This is a genomic window from Endothiovibrio diazotrophicus, assembly GCF_054657215.1.
Window position 1 is genome coordinate 1 of record NZ_BAAHXB010000142.1, and the last position, 13,981, is coordinate 13,981.

Annotated in this window: 12 protein-coding genes; 5 read left to right on the forward strand and 7 right to left on the reverse strand. The window is 65.1% G+C overall.

What is annotated here, in order from left to right; genetic code table 11:
- Positions 1–480: 480 nt before the first annotated feature.
- The 3 genes from ACYQ2W_RS23125 to eutC all read left to right on the forward strand — a co-directional run bounded on the left by ACYQ2W_RS23125 (position 481) and on the right by eutC (position 3,878).
- Positions 481–1,617 (forward strand): FRG domain-containing protein, encoded by a 1,137-nt coding sequence (locus tag ACYQ2W_RS23125; RefSeq protein WP_459872794.1) that lies wholly within the window; start codon positions 481–483, stop codon positions 1,615–1,617.
- Positions 1,618–1,716: 99 nt separating this feature from the next.
- Entirely contained in the window at positions 1,717–3,108 is a 1,392-nt protein-coding gene (locus tag ACYQ2W_RS23130; RefSeq protein WP_459872796.1) for an ethanolamine ammonia-lyase subunit EutB, read from the forward strand.
- The gene (gene eutC, locus ACYQ2W_RS23135; protein WP_459872798.1) at positions 3,105–3,878 is read left to right on the forward strand and encodes an ethanolamine ammonia-lyase subunit EutC; all 774 of its coding nucleotides are present in this window, start codon (positions 3,105–3,107) and stop codon (positions 3,876–3,878) included. The genes ACYQ2W_RS23130 and eutC overlap by 4 nt, the downstream gene beginning before the upstream one ends.
- Positions 3,879–4,386: 508 nt before the next feature.
- Here eutC and ACYQ2W_RS23140 read toward each other — a convergent pair.
- The 5 genes from ACYQ2W_RS23140 to ACYQ2W_RS23160 form a co-directional block, all read right to left on the reverse strand.
- On the reverse strand, positions 4,387–6,393 hold the full coding sequence (locus ACYQ2W_RS23140; RefSeq protein ID WP_459872800.1) for a methyl-accepting chemotaxis protein: 2,007 nt from the start codon (positions 6,391–6,393) through the stop codon (positions 4,387–4,389).
- Positions 6,394–6,717: 324 nt separating this feature from the next.
- Positions 6,718–7,566, reverse strand: a complete 849-nt coding sequence (nifM, locus tag ACYQ2W_RS23145) for a nitrogen fixation protein NifM (protein WP_459872802.1) — start codon at positions 7,564–7,566, stop codon at positions 6,718–6,720.
- A 113-nt stretch (positions 7,567–7,679) separates the two neighbouring features.
- Complete coding sequence (locus tag ACYQ2W_RS23150) at positions 7,680–8,162, reverse strand: nitrogen fixation protein NifZ (RefSeq protein WP_459872804.1); 483 nt, start codon at positions 8,160–8,162, stop codon at positions 7,680–7,682.
- A 7-nt stretch (positions 8,163–8,169) separates the two neighbouring features.
- Positions 8,170–8,481, reverse strand: coding sequence for a nitrogenase-stabilizing/protective protein NifW (gene nifW, locus ACYQ2W_RS23155; protein WP_459872806.1), 312 nt, complete (start codon positions 8,479–8,481; stop codon positions 8,170–8,172).
- A 348-nt stretch (positions 8,482–8,829) separates the two neighbouring features.
- Positions 8,830–10,281 (reverse strand): TrkH family potassium uptake protein, encoded by a 1,452-nt coding sequence (locus ACYQ2W_RS23160; protein ID WP_459872808.1) that lies wholly within the window; start codon positions 10,279–10,281, stop codon positions 8,830–8,832.
- Positions 10,282–10,435: 154 nt separating this feature from the next.
- On the opposite strand from ACYQ2W_RS23160, the gene ACYQ2W_RS23165 reads away from it, so the two are divergent.
- Both ACYQ2W_RS23165 and ACYQ2W_RS23170 read left to right on the forward strand, forming a co-directional pair.
- The gene (locus ACYQ2W_RS23165; RefSeq protein WP_459872810.1) at positions 10,436–11,569 is read left to right on the forward strand and encodes a sensor histidine kinase; all 1,134 of its coding nucleotides are present in this window, start codon (positions 10,436–10,438) and stop codon (positions 11,567–11,569) included.
- Positions 11,566–12,246, forward strand: a complete 681-nt coding sequence (locus ACYQ2W_RS23170) for a response regulator (RefSeq protein ID WP_459872812.1) — start codon at positions 11,566–11,568, stop codon at positions 12,244–12,246. The genes ACYQ2W_RS23165 and ACYQ2W_RS23170 overlap by 4 nt, the downstream gene beginning before the upstream one ends.
- Positions 12,247–12,503: 257 nt before the next feature.
- Here the strand turns inward: ACYQ2W_RS23170 and nifV are convergent, their stop codons facing one another.
- Both nifV and ACYQ2W_RS23180 read right to left on the reverse strand, forming a co-directional pair.
- A complete protein-coding gene (gene nifV / locus ACYQ2W_RS23175) occupies positions 12,504–13,661 on the reverse strand; it encodes a homocitrate synthase (protein WP_459872814.1) in 1,158 nt (385 codons plus the stop codon).
- An 82-nt stretch (positions 13,662–13,743) separates the two neighbouring features.
- On the reverse strand, positions 13,744–13,981 hold a 238-nt coding region (locus ACYQ2W_RS23180), incomplete at its 5' end, for a hypothetical protein (protein WP_459872816.1).

Here is a 13,981-nt window from a genome sequence, read left to right on the forward strand (position 1 = left end):
GGAACTGGAACTGCCTGCCTACTCCCGGCCCGTGCGCGGGCTGTTCGATGACGAGGAGGAGCGGTGATCCTGCTCGATACCGACGTCGTTTCCGAACGCCAACCCTGGCGTCCGTAGAGCACGGGCATGAACGAGAGCGTTGTGTAATTCCGACGAAGGCATCAAGAGGAAACGTGGCTCGCAGGCAATCTTGCGCCAGCTACAGGTAAACCTCTTTTCCCGGCAACCAATTAATCAGCTGTCTCACAAAAAGACGGCTGACCCACCATCACCACAAGCCTCACTGCCGTTAAGGTTCGCGTAAGTGGGGCAGCAGCGGGCTATTGCTCACGTGAACATTTTCAGATAGTTCATTAAAGAACGTAGAGATAGCAGCAATCCAAGGGCACATTCATTATCGCCCCCCCTGGCGACAAGATGGAAAGCCAGACTACGCAAAGAAAAGACTTCCGAGTCACTGACAAGGCAAATGGAGAAGCAATGAACAAGCGCCCATTCACCCAAGATCAACCTGCAAAAAACATCTATGAATTAATTGAATACTTCGAAAACAACCGTTCATCAGTTCACTATTTCCGAGGCCAAACAAACTACTATAACCCATCCACTCCATCGGCCTACCGCAATCTAACCAAAGAGCCGTCGGATGATGGAGAGTGGGCACTACTAAATACCGAAATGAGATTGGACGGACCGGATCGAGAAGGTGCAAAATCTGATTTGCGCCAAGCGATCATGCTCGGTTTCGGAAAGTTAGTAGGCAACGTGCTCAATCAACAATATGGCATCTCATCTGACGCTTTTGACATTACCGCTGAACCCACGATAGCGGCATTTTTTGCCACTCACTCTTACCCCTATTACAAGCCTTATGAGAAACAATCAGATCAAGATCTAGGCGTAATTTACCGATTCAACATAACCACAAAAAATTTTCCGACACAGGATATTATGGATCGCACCATAATGGGATTGTATGCATACAATGAAGATACTGGACAACGTTTTTGGTTCGATGAAATTCGCTCCATTCCCGCGCGAATATTGGATGCAGCACGCCGAAAAGATTACGACTTCAAAATAGACAAAAAGCTAGATGAAATTTTTCCTGATGGCTACGGCGAGGCCGCCCTACTCAGATGTCCTCTGTACGTCTCAAATGATCTGATGGAGAAAGCCTTCATGCAATCTGCTGAGAAAATTGGCTTGCGTGGACCACTGGAGATCTACCGTTCATCGCGAATTTGGCAGCAAAAAGCAGGCTTGTATTTTCCTCCGACATTACATCGATGCTTTATTTCAAGAACCACGCGATACGAACAACTCAATGAACGTGACTTCTTATGCAAACCAAGTCATGTCGAGTCACTTGGCGCCCACCAAGTTTACAATATGAACGCCAACCCATACATCGAGCGATATTATTTTAGGCATGACCCAGGATGCAGATATGAAACGGACAATCTAAACAAACTATGGCCATCCATAGAGGAAGACGGCCTTCTCCAACTTATTGACTTTATATGCAAAGAAGAACTAAAGGATTATCTATCAGATCAATCGACGACTCCCATGGATCCGACAAAAGGGCTTATTGATCGTGGATATTTGGAGTAAATCCGTAAGCCTTACCACGTGGCCAAATGAAACCTCAGCGACATCTATCTCCAATAGGATTCGGGTTTTTTATCCGGATCAGATCGAGTCATGTCAGCCATGAATCCGTTTCGACACGCCATCGGAGCCCGCACCTACCATTTCCGTGATCTAAAGGATCTGATGGCCAAGGCGAGCCCGGCGAAATCCGGCGATGCCCTGGCGGGGATTGCCGCGGCGACGGAGGAGGAGCGCATCGCCGCGAAGTTTGCGTTGGCGGATCTGCCGTTGACGGCCTTCTTGCGGGAGGCCCTCATCCCCTATGAAGACGACGCGGTTACCCGCCTGATCCTGGACGGTCACGACCCGGTGGCGTTTGCGCCGATATCCGGCATGACGGTGGGGGATCTGCGTAACTGGCTGCTGGCCTACGAGACCGATGCCGAAACCCTGCGCTCGGTGGCGGCGGGGATCACCCCGGAGATGGCGGCGGCGGTCTCCAAGCTGATGCGCAATCAGGATCTGATCCTGGTCGCCTCCAAGGCGGAAAACGTGACCCGGTTCCGCAACACCCTCGGACTGAAGGGGCGACTCTCCACCCGCCTGCAACCCAACCACCCCACCGACGACCCCCAGGGCATCGCGGCGGCCATCCTGGACGGCCTGCTCAACGGGGCGGGCGATGCAGTGATCGGGATCAACCCGGCGGCCGATGACGTGGCGGCGGCGGAGTCCCTGCTGCGGCTGCTCGACGATCTGCGCCAACGCTACGAGATGCCGGTGCAGTCGTGCGTCCTCACCCACGTCACCAACACGATGGTGATCATGGAGCGCCAGGGTCCGGTCGACCTGGTCTTCCAATCCATCGCCGGCACCGAGAAGGCCAACGACAACTTTGGCGTCACCCTGGAGCTGCTCCAGGAGGCCAGGGAGGCCGCCCTTGCATTGCGGCGGGGGACGGTGGGCGACAACGTGATGTATTTCGAGACGGGACAGGGCAGTGCGCTCTCCGCCGACGCCCACCATGGGGTCGACCAACAGACGGTGGAGGCGCGGGCCTACGCGGTGGCGCGCCGCTATGAGCCACTGCTGGTCAACACCGTGGTCGGCTTCATCGGGCCGGAGTATCTCTATGACGGCAAGCAGATCATTCGCGCCGGTCTGGAGGACCATTTTTGCGGCAAGCTGATGGGCCTGCCGATGGGCTGCGACGTCTGCTACACCAACCACGCCGAGGCGGATCAGAACGACATGGACAATCTGCTCGCCCTGCTCGGTGTTGCCGGGGTCAACTTCATCATGGGCGTTCCCGGCGCGGATGACGTGATGCTGAACTATCAGAGCACCTCGTTTCACGACGCCAACTACTTGCGACAGGTACTGGGATCGGGCTGCGCACCGGAATTCGAGCGCTGGCTGCGCAAGATGGGGCTGCGCGACGATCAGGGCCGGCTTCCACCGGAAAACCAGGCCACCCCGCTACTCGCCTACTTGCGGGAGATGGATCGATGAGCGGCAAACCGGAGCCGGTCCACGGGGCGGCCCCGCTCAAGGCGTTCACACCGGCGCGGATCGGCTTGGCCCGTGCGGGTTCGAGCATCGCCACCCGCGAGATGCTGGCGTTCGACGCGGACCACGCCCGCGCCCGCGATGCGGTGCACCTGCCCTTCGATTCGGAAACGATCGAAAGGGAACTCGCCGAGCGCCGAATCCCGTATGTCGGCGTGCACAGCGCGGCGGTCGACCGGACCACCTATTTGCAGCGGCCGGATCTCGGGCGGCGGCTGGATGAGCCTTCCCGGCAGCGTCTGGCGCCGTATCGCGTGCCGGACGACGCGGGGTATGACCTGGCCATGGTGATCGCCGACGGCCTATCGACCCGGGCGATCCACGACAATGCGATGGCGTTGGTGGACCGCTTTCAGGAACGCTCGGTCGCCGACGGCTGGCACTGGGCGCCCGTTGCCGTCGCCTCCCAGGCGCGGGTGGCGTTGGCCGATGAGATCGGTGAGAGGCTCAACGCGCGTCTGAGCGTCATCCTCATCGGCGAGCGGCCCGGCCTGAGTGCGGCCGATAGCATGGGGATCTATCTGACCTATGGGCCACGGGTCGGGCGAAGCGATGCGCAAAGAAACTGCATCTCCAACATTCGGCCGGCCGGGCTCGGCGCCGAGGCGGCGGCCCGACAGCTGCATGCGCTGATATCGGCGGCGTTCGAGCGCGGTCTGTCGGGGGTGAAGCTGAAATTGGAAACGCGGTCCCGATACGGGATTACGGGCTGATCCGGATTTGCGGATTCTGCATCAGCGCGCCACACCGCGCAGCTCGTAGGTTGGGTTGAGCGAAGCGAAGCCCAACGAACGGCGATGAGCGGAACCCCTCGGTAGCGGACCGATACGCCTGTTGGGCTTCACTGCGCTCAACCCAACCTACGCCATTGAAATCCACTTGAGGCGTCGAGGAACCGAAAAAACCGCCCCGCCAACATTTTGGCAGGTGGATTCGTCTGGCGGTGATTTTCAACACGAAGAACGCGAAGGAAGAGGCTCGAAGGAGATGAAGAGTGGGAAAGCGGATGCTTCGCTTGCTCGCCCGGAGTGAATGTATCGAGTGGCAGTTCCGCTCGACACGGCGCCCACGGGGCGCCCTATAGGGCGCCCCGTGGGCGCCGTGTCGAACGAAGGCACTACGTACCAGCGACTCTCGCACACCTCGACACCACTCCCTGCCTTCCCCCTCGTCTCCTTCGTGCCTCTTCCTCTTAACCTCCCAGGCTCACGGCCCGTCGCCCTACACCCGGAAGAAGGCGATCAGCCGTTTCAGCTCCGCCGCCTCCTCGGCCATCGACTGGCTGGCGGCGGCGGCCTGCTCCACCAGGGCGGCGTTCTGCTGGGTCATCTCGTCCATCCGCGTCACCGCCTTGTTGACCTGACCGATGCCGGCGGACTGCTCGGCGCTCGCGCCGTCGATCTCCACCACCACCGCGCTGACCCGGTTGACCGCGGCGACGATCTCCTCCAGGGCGCTGCCGGAACGCTCCACCAGGGCGCTCCCCTCCTCCACCTTCGCCACCGAGTCCTTGATCAGGGCGGAGATCTCGCGGGCCGATCCGGCCGAGCGCTGGGCGAGGTTGCGCACCTCGGCGGCGACCACCGCGAAGCCGCGACCCTGCTCACCGGCGCGGGCCGCCTCCACCGCGGCGTTCAGTGCCAGCAGATTGGTCTGGAAGGCGATCTCGTCGATCACTCCGATGATGTCGGCGATCCGCTTGCTGGAGGCGTTGATCGCGGCCATCGCCGCGACCGTGCGGCGGGCCACCTCGCCGCCGCCCTCGGCCAGCTCCCGCGCCTCGCCCACCTGGCGGCCGGCGGTATGGGCGTGTTCGGCGTTCTGGCGCACCGCGGCGGTGAGCTGCTCCATGCTGGAGGCGGTCTCCTCCAGGCTGGCCGCCTGCTCCTCGGTGCGGCTGCTCAGGTCCTGGTTGCCGCCGGCGATCTCGGCGGCAGCGGTGGCGATGTTGGAGGAGGCCTCGCCGAAGGTGGCGACGATGCGCCGCAGCCCGTCGCGCATCCGCGCCATCGCCCGCATCAGATCCCCCACCTCGTCCCGGGCACCCTCGTCGATGGCGTGGGTCAGATCCCCCTCGGCCACCGCGTCGGCCACCGCCACGGCCCGCTCCAGGGGCCGCACCACCACCCGATCGATGATCAGCGAGGAGATCAGCCCGATCAGCCCCACCAGGACCGCGATCGCCGCGGCGATCCGCCCGCGCAGCTCGGCCACGGTGGCCGCGCCGTTGTCGCGAATGGTGGCGACCATCGCCTGCTGCTGGGCAATGTCGTTGATCATCACCATCACCCCGACCGCCTTGCCGCCGTAGTCGGGAATCGGGAAGGCGGTGAGGTAGTAGTGGTCGTGCTGGCGGGAGGTCAGGCCGTCATGGCCTGCGTCGAGCAGCGCGCTGTCCACCAGCTCGCCGGTCATCTTCTCGTCGGTGCGCGCGGTGAGCACGTACTTGCCGTCGAGCACCGGGTTCTTCTTCGGGTCCTGGAGCTTGGTGGCGATGGGGAGCAGGTCCGCGTCCATGTAGACCGCGAACTGGGTCTTCTCATCGCAGCGGCTGACCTGCAGCACGTCGTCGAAGGAGCGCAGCACCTCGTTGGAGCCGAGGTGGTTGCCCTGCTCGTCGATCACCGGGGCGAGACCACGGATGGCGAAGCCGCCGCGCCCCACCTCGATGCCGGTGATCGGGCGGTGCTCGCCGCGGTTGATCTCGACCACGGTATTGCGGAACGAGGTGATGTCGTCGGAGATGTCGAGCTTCTTGCCGTTGCGCTTGGTCTGCCACCCCTCGCGCCAGATGCGGGCGAGGCTGCGGCCGTTGGGCAGGTGGAAGTGGATCTGGAAGGCGGGCGCGCCGGTGGCGCCGCGGAAGCCGGCCACCACCGGCTTCATCACCTCGCGCAGCCGCTCTCTCGCCTGCTGCACCCGGGGGTCGGCCTCATCGTCGATGTTGCCGCGCAACGCCTGGCGGTACGCCTCCACCACGCCGGGCAGGCGGCTGAACAGCGCCGCCTCCTCCAGCGCCTTGCCGGCGATGCGCCGGATGTTGCCGTTGATCTCGGTCACCTTGGCGGCCACCGCTGCGTCGAGCGCGGTGCGCTTCATCTGCTCGGCGGTCTCCGCCTGGCGGAAGACCAGGCCGTTGATCAAGGTATCGAGGAGAATCCCGCCGACCAATCCGCCGAGCAGCAGCGAGACGACGATGGGAAAGATGAATTTGCTACGGATGCGCATGCCGGGCCCCTTTGGCGGAGCGCTTCCCCGCCGCCGACGCGGCCCCACCCATCGCCCATCTCCGGGAAGGACGGTCGGATGCGGGAGCGGAATCGGCCGCGAATGGGAGAGGCTGCACCGCCCTTCGTTACTTGGAATTTGCGTCCCTCAGATTTCTACTGTGGGCGGAATTCCGCGTCAGGGACAACGCTCCCCCGGTCGCAAGGCCGACGCTCCGATACCTGCCGTCCCTCCCGGGGAGGCCAAACCTCCCTGCAGGGCGGGAATCCGGGATTTCCCTTATACGAAGAAAGGTAGCACCTGGGGACGGTTGTGAGGATGCCCTCAGAGCTGGCGCATCCACTCCCGCTGGGCCGCCTCACGGGCCCGCTCGGTGAGTTTGTCGCGCAGCGGCTCCATCGCCTCGGCGAGCGACATCTCGCCGGGGGGGTGGCACGCCTCGCACCAGACCAGATGGAGACCGATCTCGGACTCCACGACGCGACTGATGGCCCCCTCGTCGAGGGCGAACAGCACCCTATCCAGCTCGGGATAGAGCTTGCCGCGGGCCACGGTGCCGATCAGCCCGCCGTGGAGCGCGCTGGGGCATTCGGAGTTGGCCATCGCCAGATCGGGGAAGCGCGCGGGATCCTCGGCCAGCTCGGCGGCCAACCGCTCCAGCCGCGCTTGCACGGCGCCGCGGTGGTTCTCGGCGAAGTCCTCGTTGATGGTGATCAGGATGTGGCGCACGGTACGCCGCTCCGGCCGCTGGAACTTCTCCGGGTGCATCCGGTAGTAGATCTCCGCCTCGGTCTCGCTGACCCGCGGGACGCGGGCGGCGACCCGCTCCAGCACCGCCTCCACCCGCAGCTGCCACGCCAGGGCGCGGCGCAGCCCCTCGGGGTCGAGGCCGTTCTCGGCCAGCGCCCGATGAAAGGCCCCGGGCTCCTCGTAGCGTCCCTCCACCGCGCGGGCGGCCTCCTCGACCGAAGAGTCGGCGACCACCACGCCGAGCGCCTCACGCGAGGCGAGGATCCTTCGTTCCAGCTCGAAGGCCCGCTCGGCGGTCTGCTCCACCGCCGACCGCTGTGCGTCGTCGAGCGCGGCGGGGGCCTCCCCCTGCTGTTCCTGGGCGGTACGCAACAGGCAGTAGAGAAACTCCGCGCTGGAGGTATCGATCGGGCTCTGGCTCATCGTCTCTTCACTCGCATCAAACTCGTTCAGCGTAGCGTAGGAGCTAGGCCGCGATCAGGGCTTCGATTTGAACCGCCGCCATCGCGGCCTGGGGGCCGCTCCTACACAGGCGTTCATTGAGAGTCGGCGTCCTCTTCCGGGCCGGCCTCCTCGATCCGCTCCAGCAACGGCTCGGGCACCTGCAGGGTGTGGCCGGGAAAACGGACGTGGTAGGTGACGCGCTCCGCCTCCTGGTCACGGATCACCTTGAGAATCTCCCCCTCGGCGCCGCGCTCGGCGATCACCTCGCCGGCCACCGAGAGGTGGGCGACGGTGCGCACCTTCTCACGGGACTCGAAGCGGCTCGGAACCCACGGCTCGTCGACACCGATCAGCTCCTCGGCGCGGATCCCCACCAGCTTGTCCTCCTCCAGGAAGTGGACCGAGTAGATCACCTGGTCCTGGAGGAAGGTGCCGACGTCACGCACGTGGCCCACCGAACCGCGGCGGATCAGCAGGGTTCCGGTGGGGATACCGGGGAAGGTGCCGTCGTTGCGGATGTTGCGGATCACCCGCACCGCCTCGCCGTAGTCGTAACGCCGTTGTGGATCGTCCATCCCCGCCTCACGCCTTGCCGATGGAACCGATCGAGACCGTGGCGGTACCCACCGCCTTCTTCAGCACCGAGAAGACCCGCTGGTCGATCGGGGTCGATTCGACGAAGTCGCGATAGGCACGCTCCAGCAGTTGGGTGTAGAGCGCGCGGCGGGCGGTATCGTCCTCGGGCATGGAGGCCCCTTCGAGATAGTCGTGGAAACGCTGCAGGATGTGCAGCCGGGCCACGCGCACGGTGGCGGGATCGTAGTCGATGGCGAAGTAATCGAGGAAATCCTCGGCGGACTCCAGTTCGGAAAGGTCGTCGTCAAAGTCACTCATGGTGGCTCTCCATCGATGGGCCGCGGCCTCGGCCGCGGCGAATAAGGGCGGGACGGTCTTCTCCAAGCAACATCGAAGCCAATCGTAAAAAAACCGTAAATCAACGAGTTGGAATTAAAGACGGCGAAAAATTGTAGGAGATCCAACAGGCCTCGGAAGCCTCCGCTGTCGCGAAGCCCACCAGCTCGGGGAACGAACGCCGGTGCAGTCCGAAAGGCCACGGCGGCCGCAGGCCGCCCTATGGGGCGCCCCGCGGGCGCCGTGCCGAACGAAGGCACCGTGTGCCCGAACAGGTGCCGAAACGGAAACGCCGGCGCGCACTTCATACGCCGACACCAGATGAAGGGATCAAGCCTTCCAGAACGCGGGCGAGATGAGCACCAGCAGGGTGAAGATCTCCAGCCGCCCCATCAGCATGGCGAAGCTGAGCAGCCACTTGGCGACATCGCTCACCCCGCCGAACTGGCCGCTCACCTCGCCCAGGCCGGGACCGAGGTTGTTGATGCAGGCGGCCACCGCACCGAAGGCGGTGACCATGTCGAAGCCGTCGAGCATCAGCAGCAGTTGGAAGGTGCCGAAGGTGACGATGTAGAGGAAGAGGAAGCTCCACACCGCCACCACCACGCTCTCGTTGACCACCCGCCCGTCGATCTTGATCGGGCGCAGCATCCGCGGGTGGACCAGCCGGTCGAGCTCGGCCTTCGCCTGGGCGCTGACGATCAGCAGCCGGATCACCTTCACCCCGCCGGCGGTGGAGCCGGCGCAGCCGCCGACGACGCTGGCGAAGATGATCAGCAGCGGCGCATAGAGCGGCCAGTGGGAGAAGTCGTCGACGCCGAAGCCGGTGCTGGTGATCACGCTGACCACGGTGAAGATGGCATGGCGCAGGGCGTGCAGTACATCGCTGCGCATGCCGGTGACGTAGAGCGCGGCGGCCACCAGCAGCGAGATCGCCAGGGTGATGATCAGAAACCAGCGCACCTCGGCGCTACGGAAGTAGGCGGCCAGATCGAGCCGCCGCCAGACCACGTAGTGGACGCCGAAGTTGATCCCGCCGACCAGCATGAAGACCACCCCCACCGCGTCGATCCACGGGTTGTCCCAGTAGCCGAAGCTGGCGTCGTGGGTGGAGAAGCCACCGGTGGAGAGGGTGGAGAGACTGTGGGCGATGGCGTCGAAGACGCTCATCCCCGCCGCCCAGTAGGCAAACGCGCAGGCCGCGGTAAAGCCGCCGTAGAGGATCCAGATGGCGCGTGCGGTGTGGGCCAGCCGCGGGGTCAGCTTCTCGTCCTTCATCGGCCCCGGGGTCTCCGCCCGGTAGAGCTGCATGCCGCCGATGCGCAACAGCGGAAACAGCGCGATGGCCGAGACGATCACCCCCACCCCGCCCATCCACTGCAACACCTGGCGGTAGAGCAGCATCGAGCGGGGCAGCTCGTCGAGCCCCACCATCACCGTGGCGCCGGTGGTGGTGAAGGCGGACGTGGCCTCGAACACCGCATCCGCCGGGCTCAGCTCGAGGAACACCATGAACGGGCCCGAGGCGAGCAGACTGCCGGCGAACCAGAGCATGGCGACAATCAGGAAGCCGTCGCGGTTGCTCAGCCGCGGCTGCGCCCCGCGACCGCGCAGGAACAGCTCGATCAGCGCCGTCGCCCCCACCGCGAAGGCCACCATCGCCGCATACTGGTGCCACAACCCCTCCTGGTCGATCACCGACATCAGCAGCGACGGGAGCAGGGAGACGCCGGAGATCATCAGCAGGACGCCGAAGATCCGCAACGCCAGGGAGAACTGCATGAGGAACGACCGTACGGAATCCACAGGGGCCGCCATTGTTCTCCCCGGCGCGGTCGCGCACAGCTAAAAAGTTGATAAGGATTTTATTCTTTTATTATGCCCGCGGCAGCCGCCCCGGCGCTATGATGCTTGGATCACTTCCGTCTGCCCGACCATGCCGCAGTCCCAGCCACATCCCCGTTTCGCCACCCCCCTCGCACTGCTCGAAGCGGTGGCCGTGGTGGTCATCGCCACCATCCTGGCGGCCCTTCTCGAAGAGGTGCTGCACCACGCCAACCTCTCGCTGCTCTATCTCACCGCCGCCCTGGTGATCGCCATCCGCCGCGGCCTGTGGCCCTCGCTGTTCGCCTCCCTGCTCGGTTTTCTCGCCTACAACTTCCTCTACACCGAACCCCGCTTCTCGCTGGTGGTGGGCGCCCGCGAGGACCTCTACACCCTGCTCTTCTTCATCCTGATGACCGCGCTCACCGGCCATCTGGCGGCCAGTATGCGCGCCGCCCACGCCACCCGCGAGCAGGCGCTGACCCGCCTCAACCGGGTCAGCGCGGAACTCGAAGAGGAAAGGCTGGTCTCTGAAACCGAACGGCTGCGCGCGGCGCTGCTCTCGTCGGTCTCCCACGACCTGCGCACCCCGCTCGCCTCGATCATCGGCTCCACCACCAGCCTGCTGGAGTATGGCGGCAACTTCTCCGCCGACGATCGCCGGGCGCTGCTCGCCGCGGTGCTCGACGAGGCGGAACGGCTCAACCGCTACATCCAGAACCTGCTCGACATGACCAAGCTCGGCAACGGCGCGGTCACCCCGCGCCGCGACTGGGTCGACCCGCGGGACCTGATCGCGGTGGCGGTCGAGCGGATCGGCGCCGCGCTGGAGCCGTTCGAGGTACGCGAGGAGGTCGCCGCCGACCTCCCGCTGCTCTATCTGCAGGGGAGCCTGATCGAACAGGCGCTGGTCAACCTGCTCTACAACGCCGCCGGTTTCTCCCCGCCCGGCGCGCCGATCATCGTCCGCGGCTATCTGCGCGACGGCAAGGCGATCCTCGAGGTGGTGGACCGCGGTCCCGGCATCCCGGAGGCGGAGCGGCGCAAGGTGTTCGACATGTTCTACCGCGCCGATCAGGGGGACCGCACGCGCCAGGGGGCGGGGCTGGGGCTGGCGATCTGCCACGGCATGGTGGCCGCCCACGGCGGCAGCGTCGAGGCGCTACCGGGCGACGACGGGGTCGGCACCTGCGTGCGCCTCACCCTGCCGGTGGAGGAGCACGAAGACAACGAGACGGACGAATGAACAACACCATCCTGATCATCGAAGACGAACCGCACATCCGCCAGTTCCTGCGCATCAGCCTGGAGGCCCACGGCTTCCAGGTGGAGGAGGCGCGACTCGGCGAGGAGGGGCTGCGCCGCTGCACCGAGGCGCCGCCGGCGCTGGTGATCCTCGACCTGGGGCTGCCCGACATGGACGGCCAGCAGGTGCTGCTGCGGCTGCGCGAATGGAGCCGGGTGCCGATCCTCGTCCTTTCGGTACGCGCCGACGAGGCGGAGAAGGTGGCCGCCCTCGACCACGGTGCCGACGACTACGTCACCAAGCCCTTCGGCATCGGCGAGCTGATGGCGCGGATCCGCGTCTCGTTGCGCACCCACGGCGACGAACCGGTCCCGCCGGTCCATCGCTGCGGCGCGCTGAGCGTCGATCTCGCCGACCGCCGGGTGATCCTCGACGGCGACGAGGTCCACCTCACTCGCAAGGAGTTCTCGCTGCTCGGCCTGCTCATCCGCAACCCCGGCAAGGTGCTCACCCACCAGCAGATCCTGCGCGAGGTGTGGGGCGAGGCCTACAGCACCGAGACCCACTACCTGCGGGTGCTGATGGGCCAACTGCGCCAGAAGCTCGGCGACAGCCCCAGCCACCCCCGCTTCATCGCCACCGAACAGGGCATCGGCTACCGGCTGCGCTGCCGCTGACTCCCCTTCATCCCTCTGGTTACGACAGCCCTCTGGTTACGACGCTCTGCGTCGTAACCGACGAACCCCCTCTGGTTACGACGCTCTGCGTCGTAACCGACGGACCTTGGACGCTCTGCGTCCTACCTCAGGAACGGTGGTCACAGAAAGGGCGGCGCCGACGCGGAGCGTCCGAAGCAGACGCCTCTGCCGGCGTGAAGGCCGGGGTTACCACGCGGAGCGTGGTAACCAGGGGCGGGGCCGCCAACCGGCGGGGACTACGCACTCAGCTCGAAGTGCGGCTGCGCGGCATTCACCTCATCGATCATCTGCAACAGCTCGGCCGGCTCCGGCGAGCGCTTGCTCCAGGTGACGAAGGCGCGCAGCCGCGGCAGCATCGCCGTGGCGTTCTCGCGGTCGAGGAGCACTCCGAGGGCGGCGGCGGCCTCGATCACCCCGCGGCTGCCGGAGTGCTTGCCGAGCACCAGCTTGTGCTCGCGCCCCACCAGCCGCGGATCCACCCCCTGGTAGTTGGCCGGGTCCTTGAGCAGCCCGTCGACGTGGATCCCCGCCTCGTGGGTGAACACCCCCTCGCCGACGATGCTCTTCTGCCACCCCACCGGCCGGCCGGCGGCGCGGGCCACCGCCGCGGAGAGCTCCTGGAAACCCGCCAGATCGATATCCACCGGGTAGCCATAAAGCCGATCGAGACCCAGCACCACCTCTTCGAGCGCCGCGTTGCCGGCCCGCTCGCCGAGGCCGTTGACCGTGGTGTTGACGTGGCTGGCCCCGGCCAGCACCGCCGCCAGGGTGTTGGCGGTGGCCAGGCCGAAGTCGTCGTGGGCGTGCATCTCGATCTCCAGATCGGTGGCCGCCACCAGCCGGCCGATCCGCTCGCGCACGCCGAACGGCTCCATGATCCCCACCGTATCGGCGAAGCGGAAGCGCCGCGCGCCGGCCCGCTGGGCCGTCTCCACCACCCGCAGCAGGAACTCGTCGTCGGCCCGCGAGGCGTCTTCGCCGCCGATCCCCACCTCCAGTCCCATGTCGAGGGCGCGCGGCACGATCCGCTCGATGGCGCCGATCACCCAGTCGCGGTCCTTGCCCAGCTTCTTCTCGATCTGCTGGTCGGAGACGGCGATGGAGAGGTCGACCATCTGCACCCCGAGGTCGACGCAGGCCGCCAGATCGCCATCGGTCATCCGGCTCCACACCAGCAGCCGGGCGTCGAGCGCCAGATCGGCCACCGCGCGGATCACCTCCCGCTCCTCCTCGCCCATGGCGGGGATGCCGATCTCCAGCTCGTCGACCCCCAGCGCATCCAGGTCGAGGGCGATGGCCAGCTTCTCGTCCGGGGTGAAGGAGACCCCGGCGCTCTGTTCACCGTCGCGCAGGGTGGTGTCGTCGATAACCACGGGATGAACGGTGCGGGTCATGGCGGGGCACTCCGAAAGAGGGGGAATGCCGGTCCGCTGCAATCTCGGAGCCAACGCTGGCTCTCCCAGAAAGATCAGTGGGTTAAAGACGAATAAGGACGCCGTTGTCAGACCGGAAGCGGGCGATACAACGGCTGAAATGTAGGAAACGATACAAGTCGGCGCCGCCGTCGGCCCGCTTCGTAGCATCCACCATTTCGGTGGCGCTTCCGACATGGGATGCGGGTTGGAAGCGGGTAGCCGGGATGAAGCGCAGCGGAATCCAGGACTCCCCAACGAGCGGTGCCTGTTTCCCACCCACCACCCCGACCGGGGGTAGC

Coding starts and splice junctions, on each gene's coding strand:
- ACYQ2W_RS23150 (WP_459872804.1), bottom strand. CDS start 8,162: ATGGACGATCCACAACGGCGTTACGACTACGGCGAGGCGGTGCGGGTG.
- ACYQ2W_RS23140 (WP_459872800.1), bottom strand. CDS start 6,393: ATGCGCATCCGTAGCAAATTCATCTTTCCCATCGTCGTCTCGCTGCTG.
- ACYQ2W_RS23165 (WP_459872810.1), top strand. CDS start 10,436: ATGCCGCAGTCCCAGCCACATCCCCGTTTCGCCACCCCCCTCGCACTG.
- ACYQ2W_RS23125 (WP_459872794.1), top strand. CDS start 481: ATGAACAAGCGCCCATTCACCCAAGATCAACCTGCAAAAAACATCTAT.
- nifW (WP_459872806.1), bottom strand. CDS start 8,481: ATGAGTGACTTTGACGACGACCTTTCCGAACTGGAGTCCGCCGAGGAT.
- nifM (WP_459872802.1), bottom strand. CDS start 7,566: ATGAGCCAGAGCCCGATCGATACCTCCAGCGCGGAGTTTCTCTACTGC.
- eutC (WP_459872798.1), top strand. CDS start 3,105: ATGAGCGGCAAACCGGAGCCGGTCCACGGGGCGGCCCCGCTCAAGGCG.
- nifV (WP_459872814.1), bottom strand. CDS start 13,661: ATGACCCGCACCGTTCATCCCGTGGTTATCGACGACACCACCCTGCGC.
- ACYQ2W_RS23160 (WP_459872808.1), bottom strand. CDS start 10,281: ATGCAGTTCTCCCTGGCGTTGCGGATCTTCGGCGTCCTGCTGATGATC.
- ACYQ2W_RS23130 (WP_459872796.1), top strand. CDS start 1,717: ATGAATCCGTTTCGACACGCCATCGGAGCCCGCACCTACCATTTCCGT.
- ACYQ2W_RS23170 (WP_459872812.1), top strand. CDS start 11,566: ATGAACAACACCATCCTGATCATCGAAGACGAACCGCACATCCGCCAG.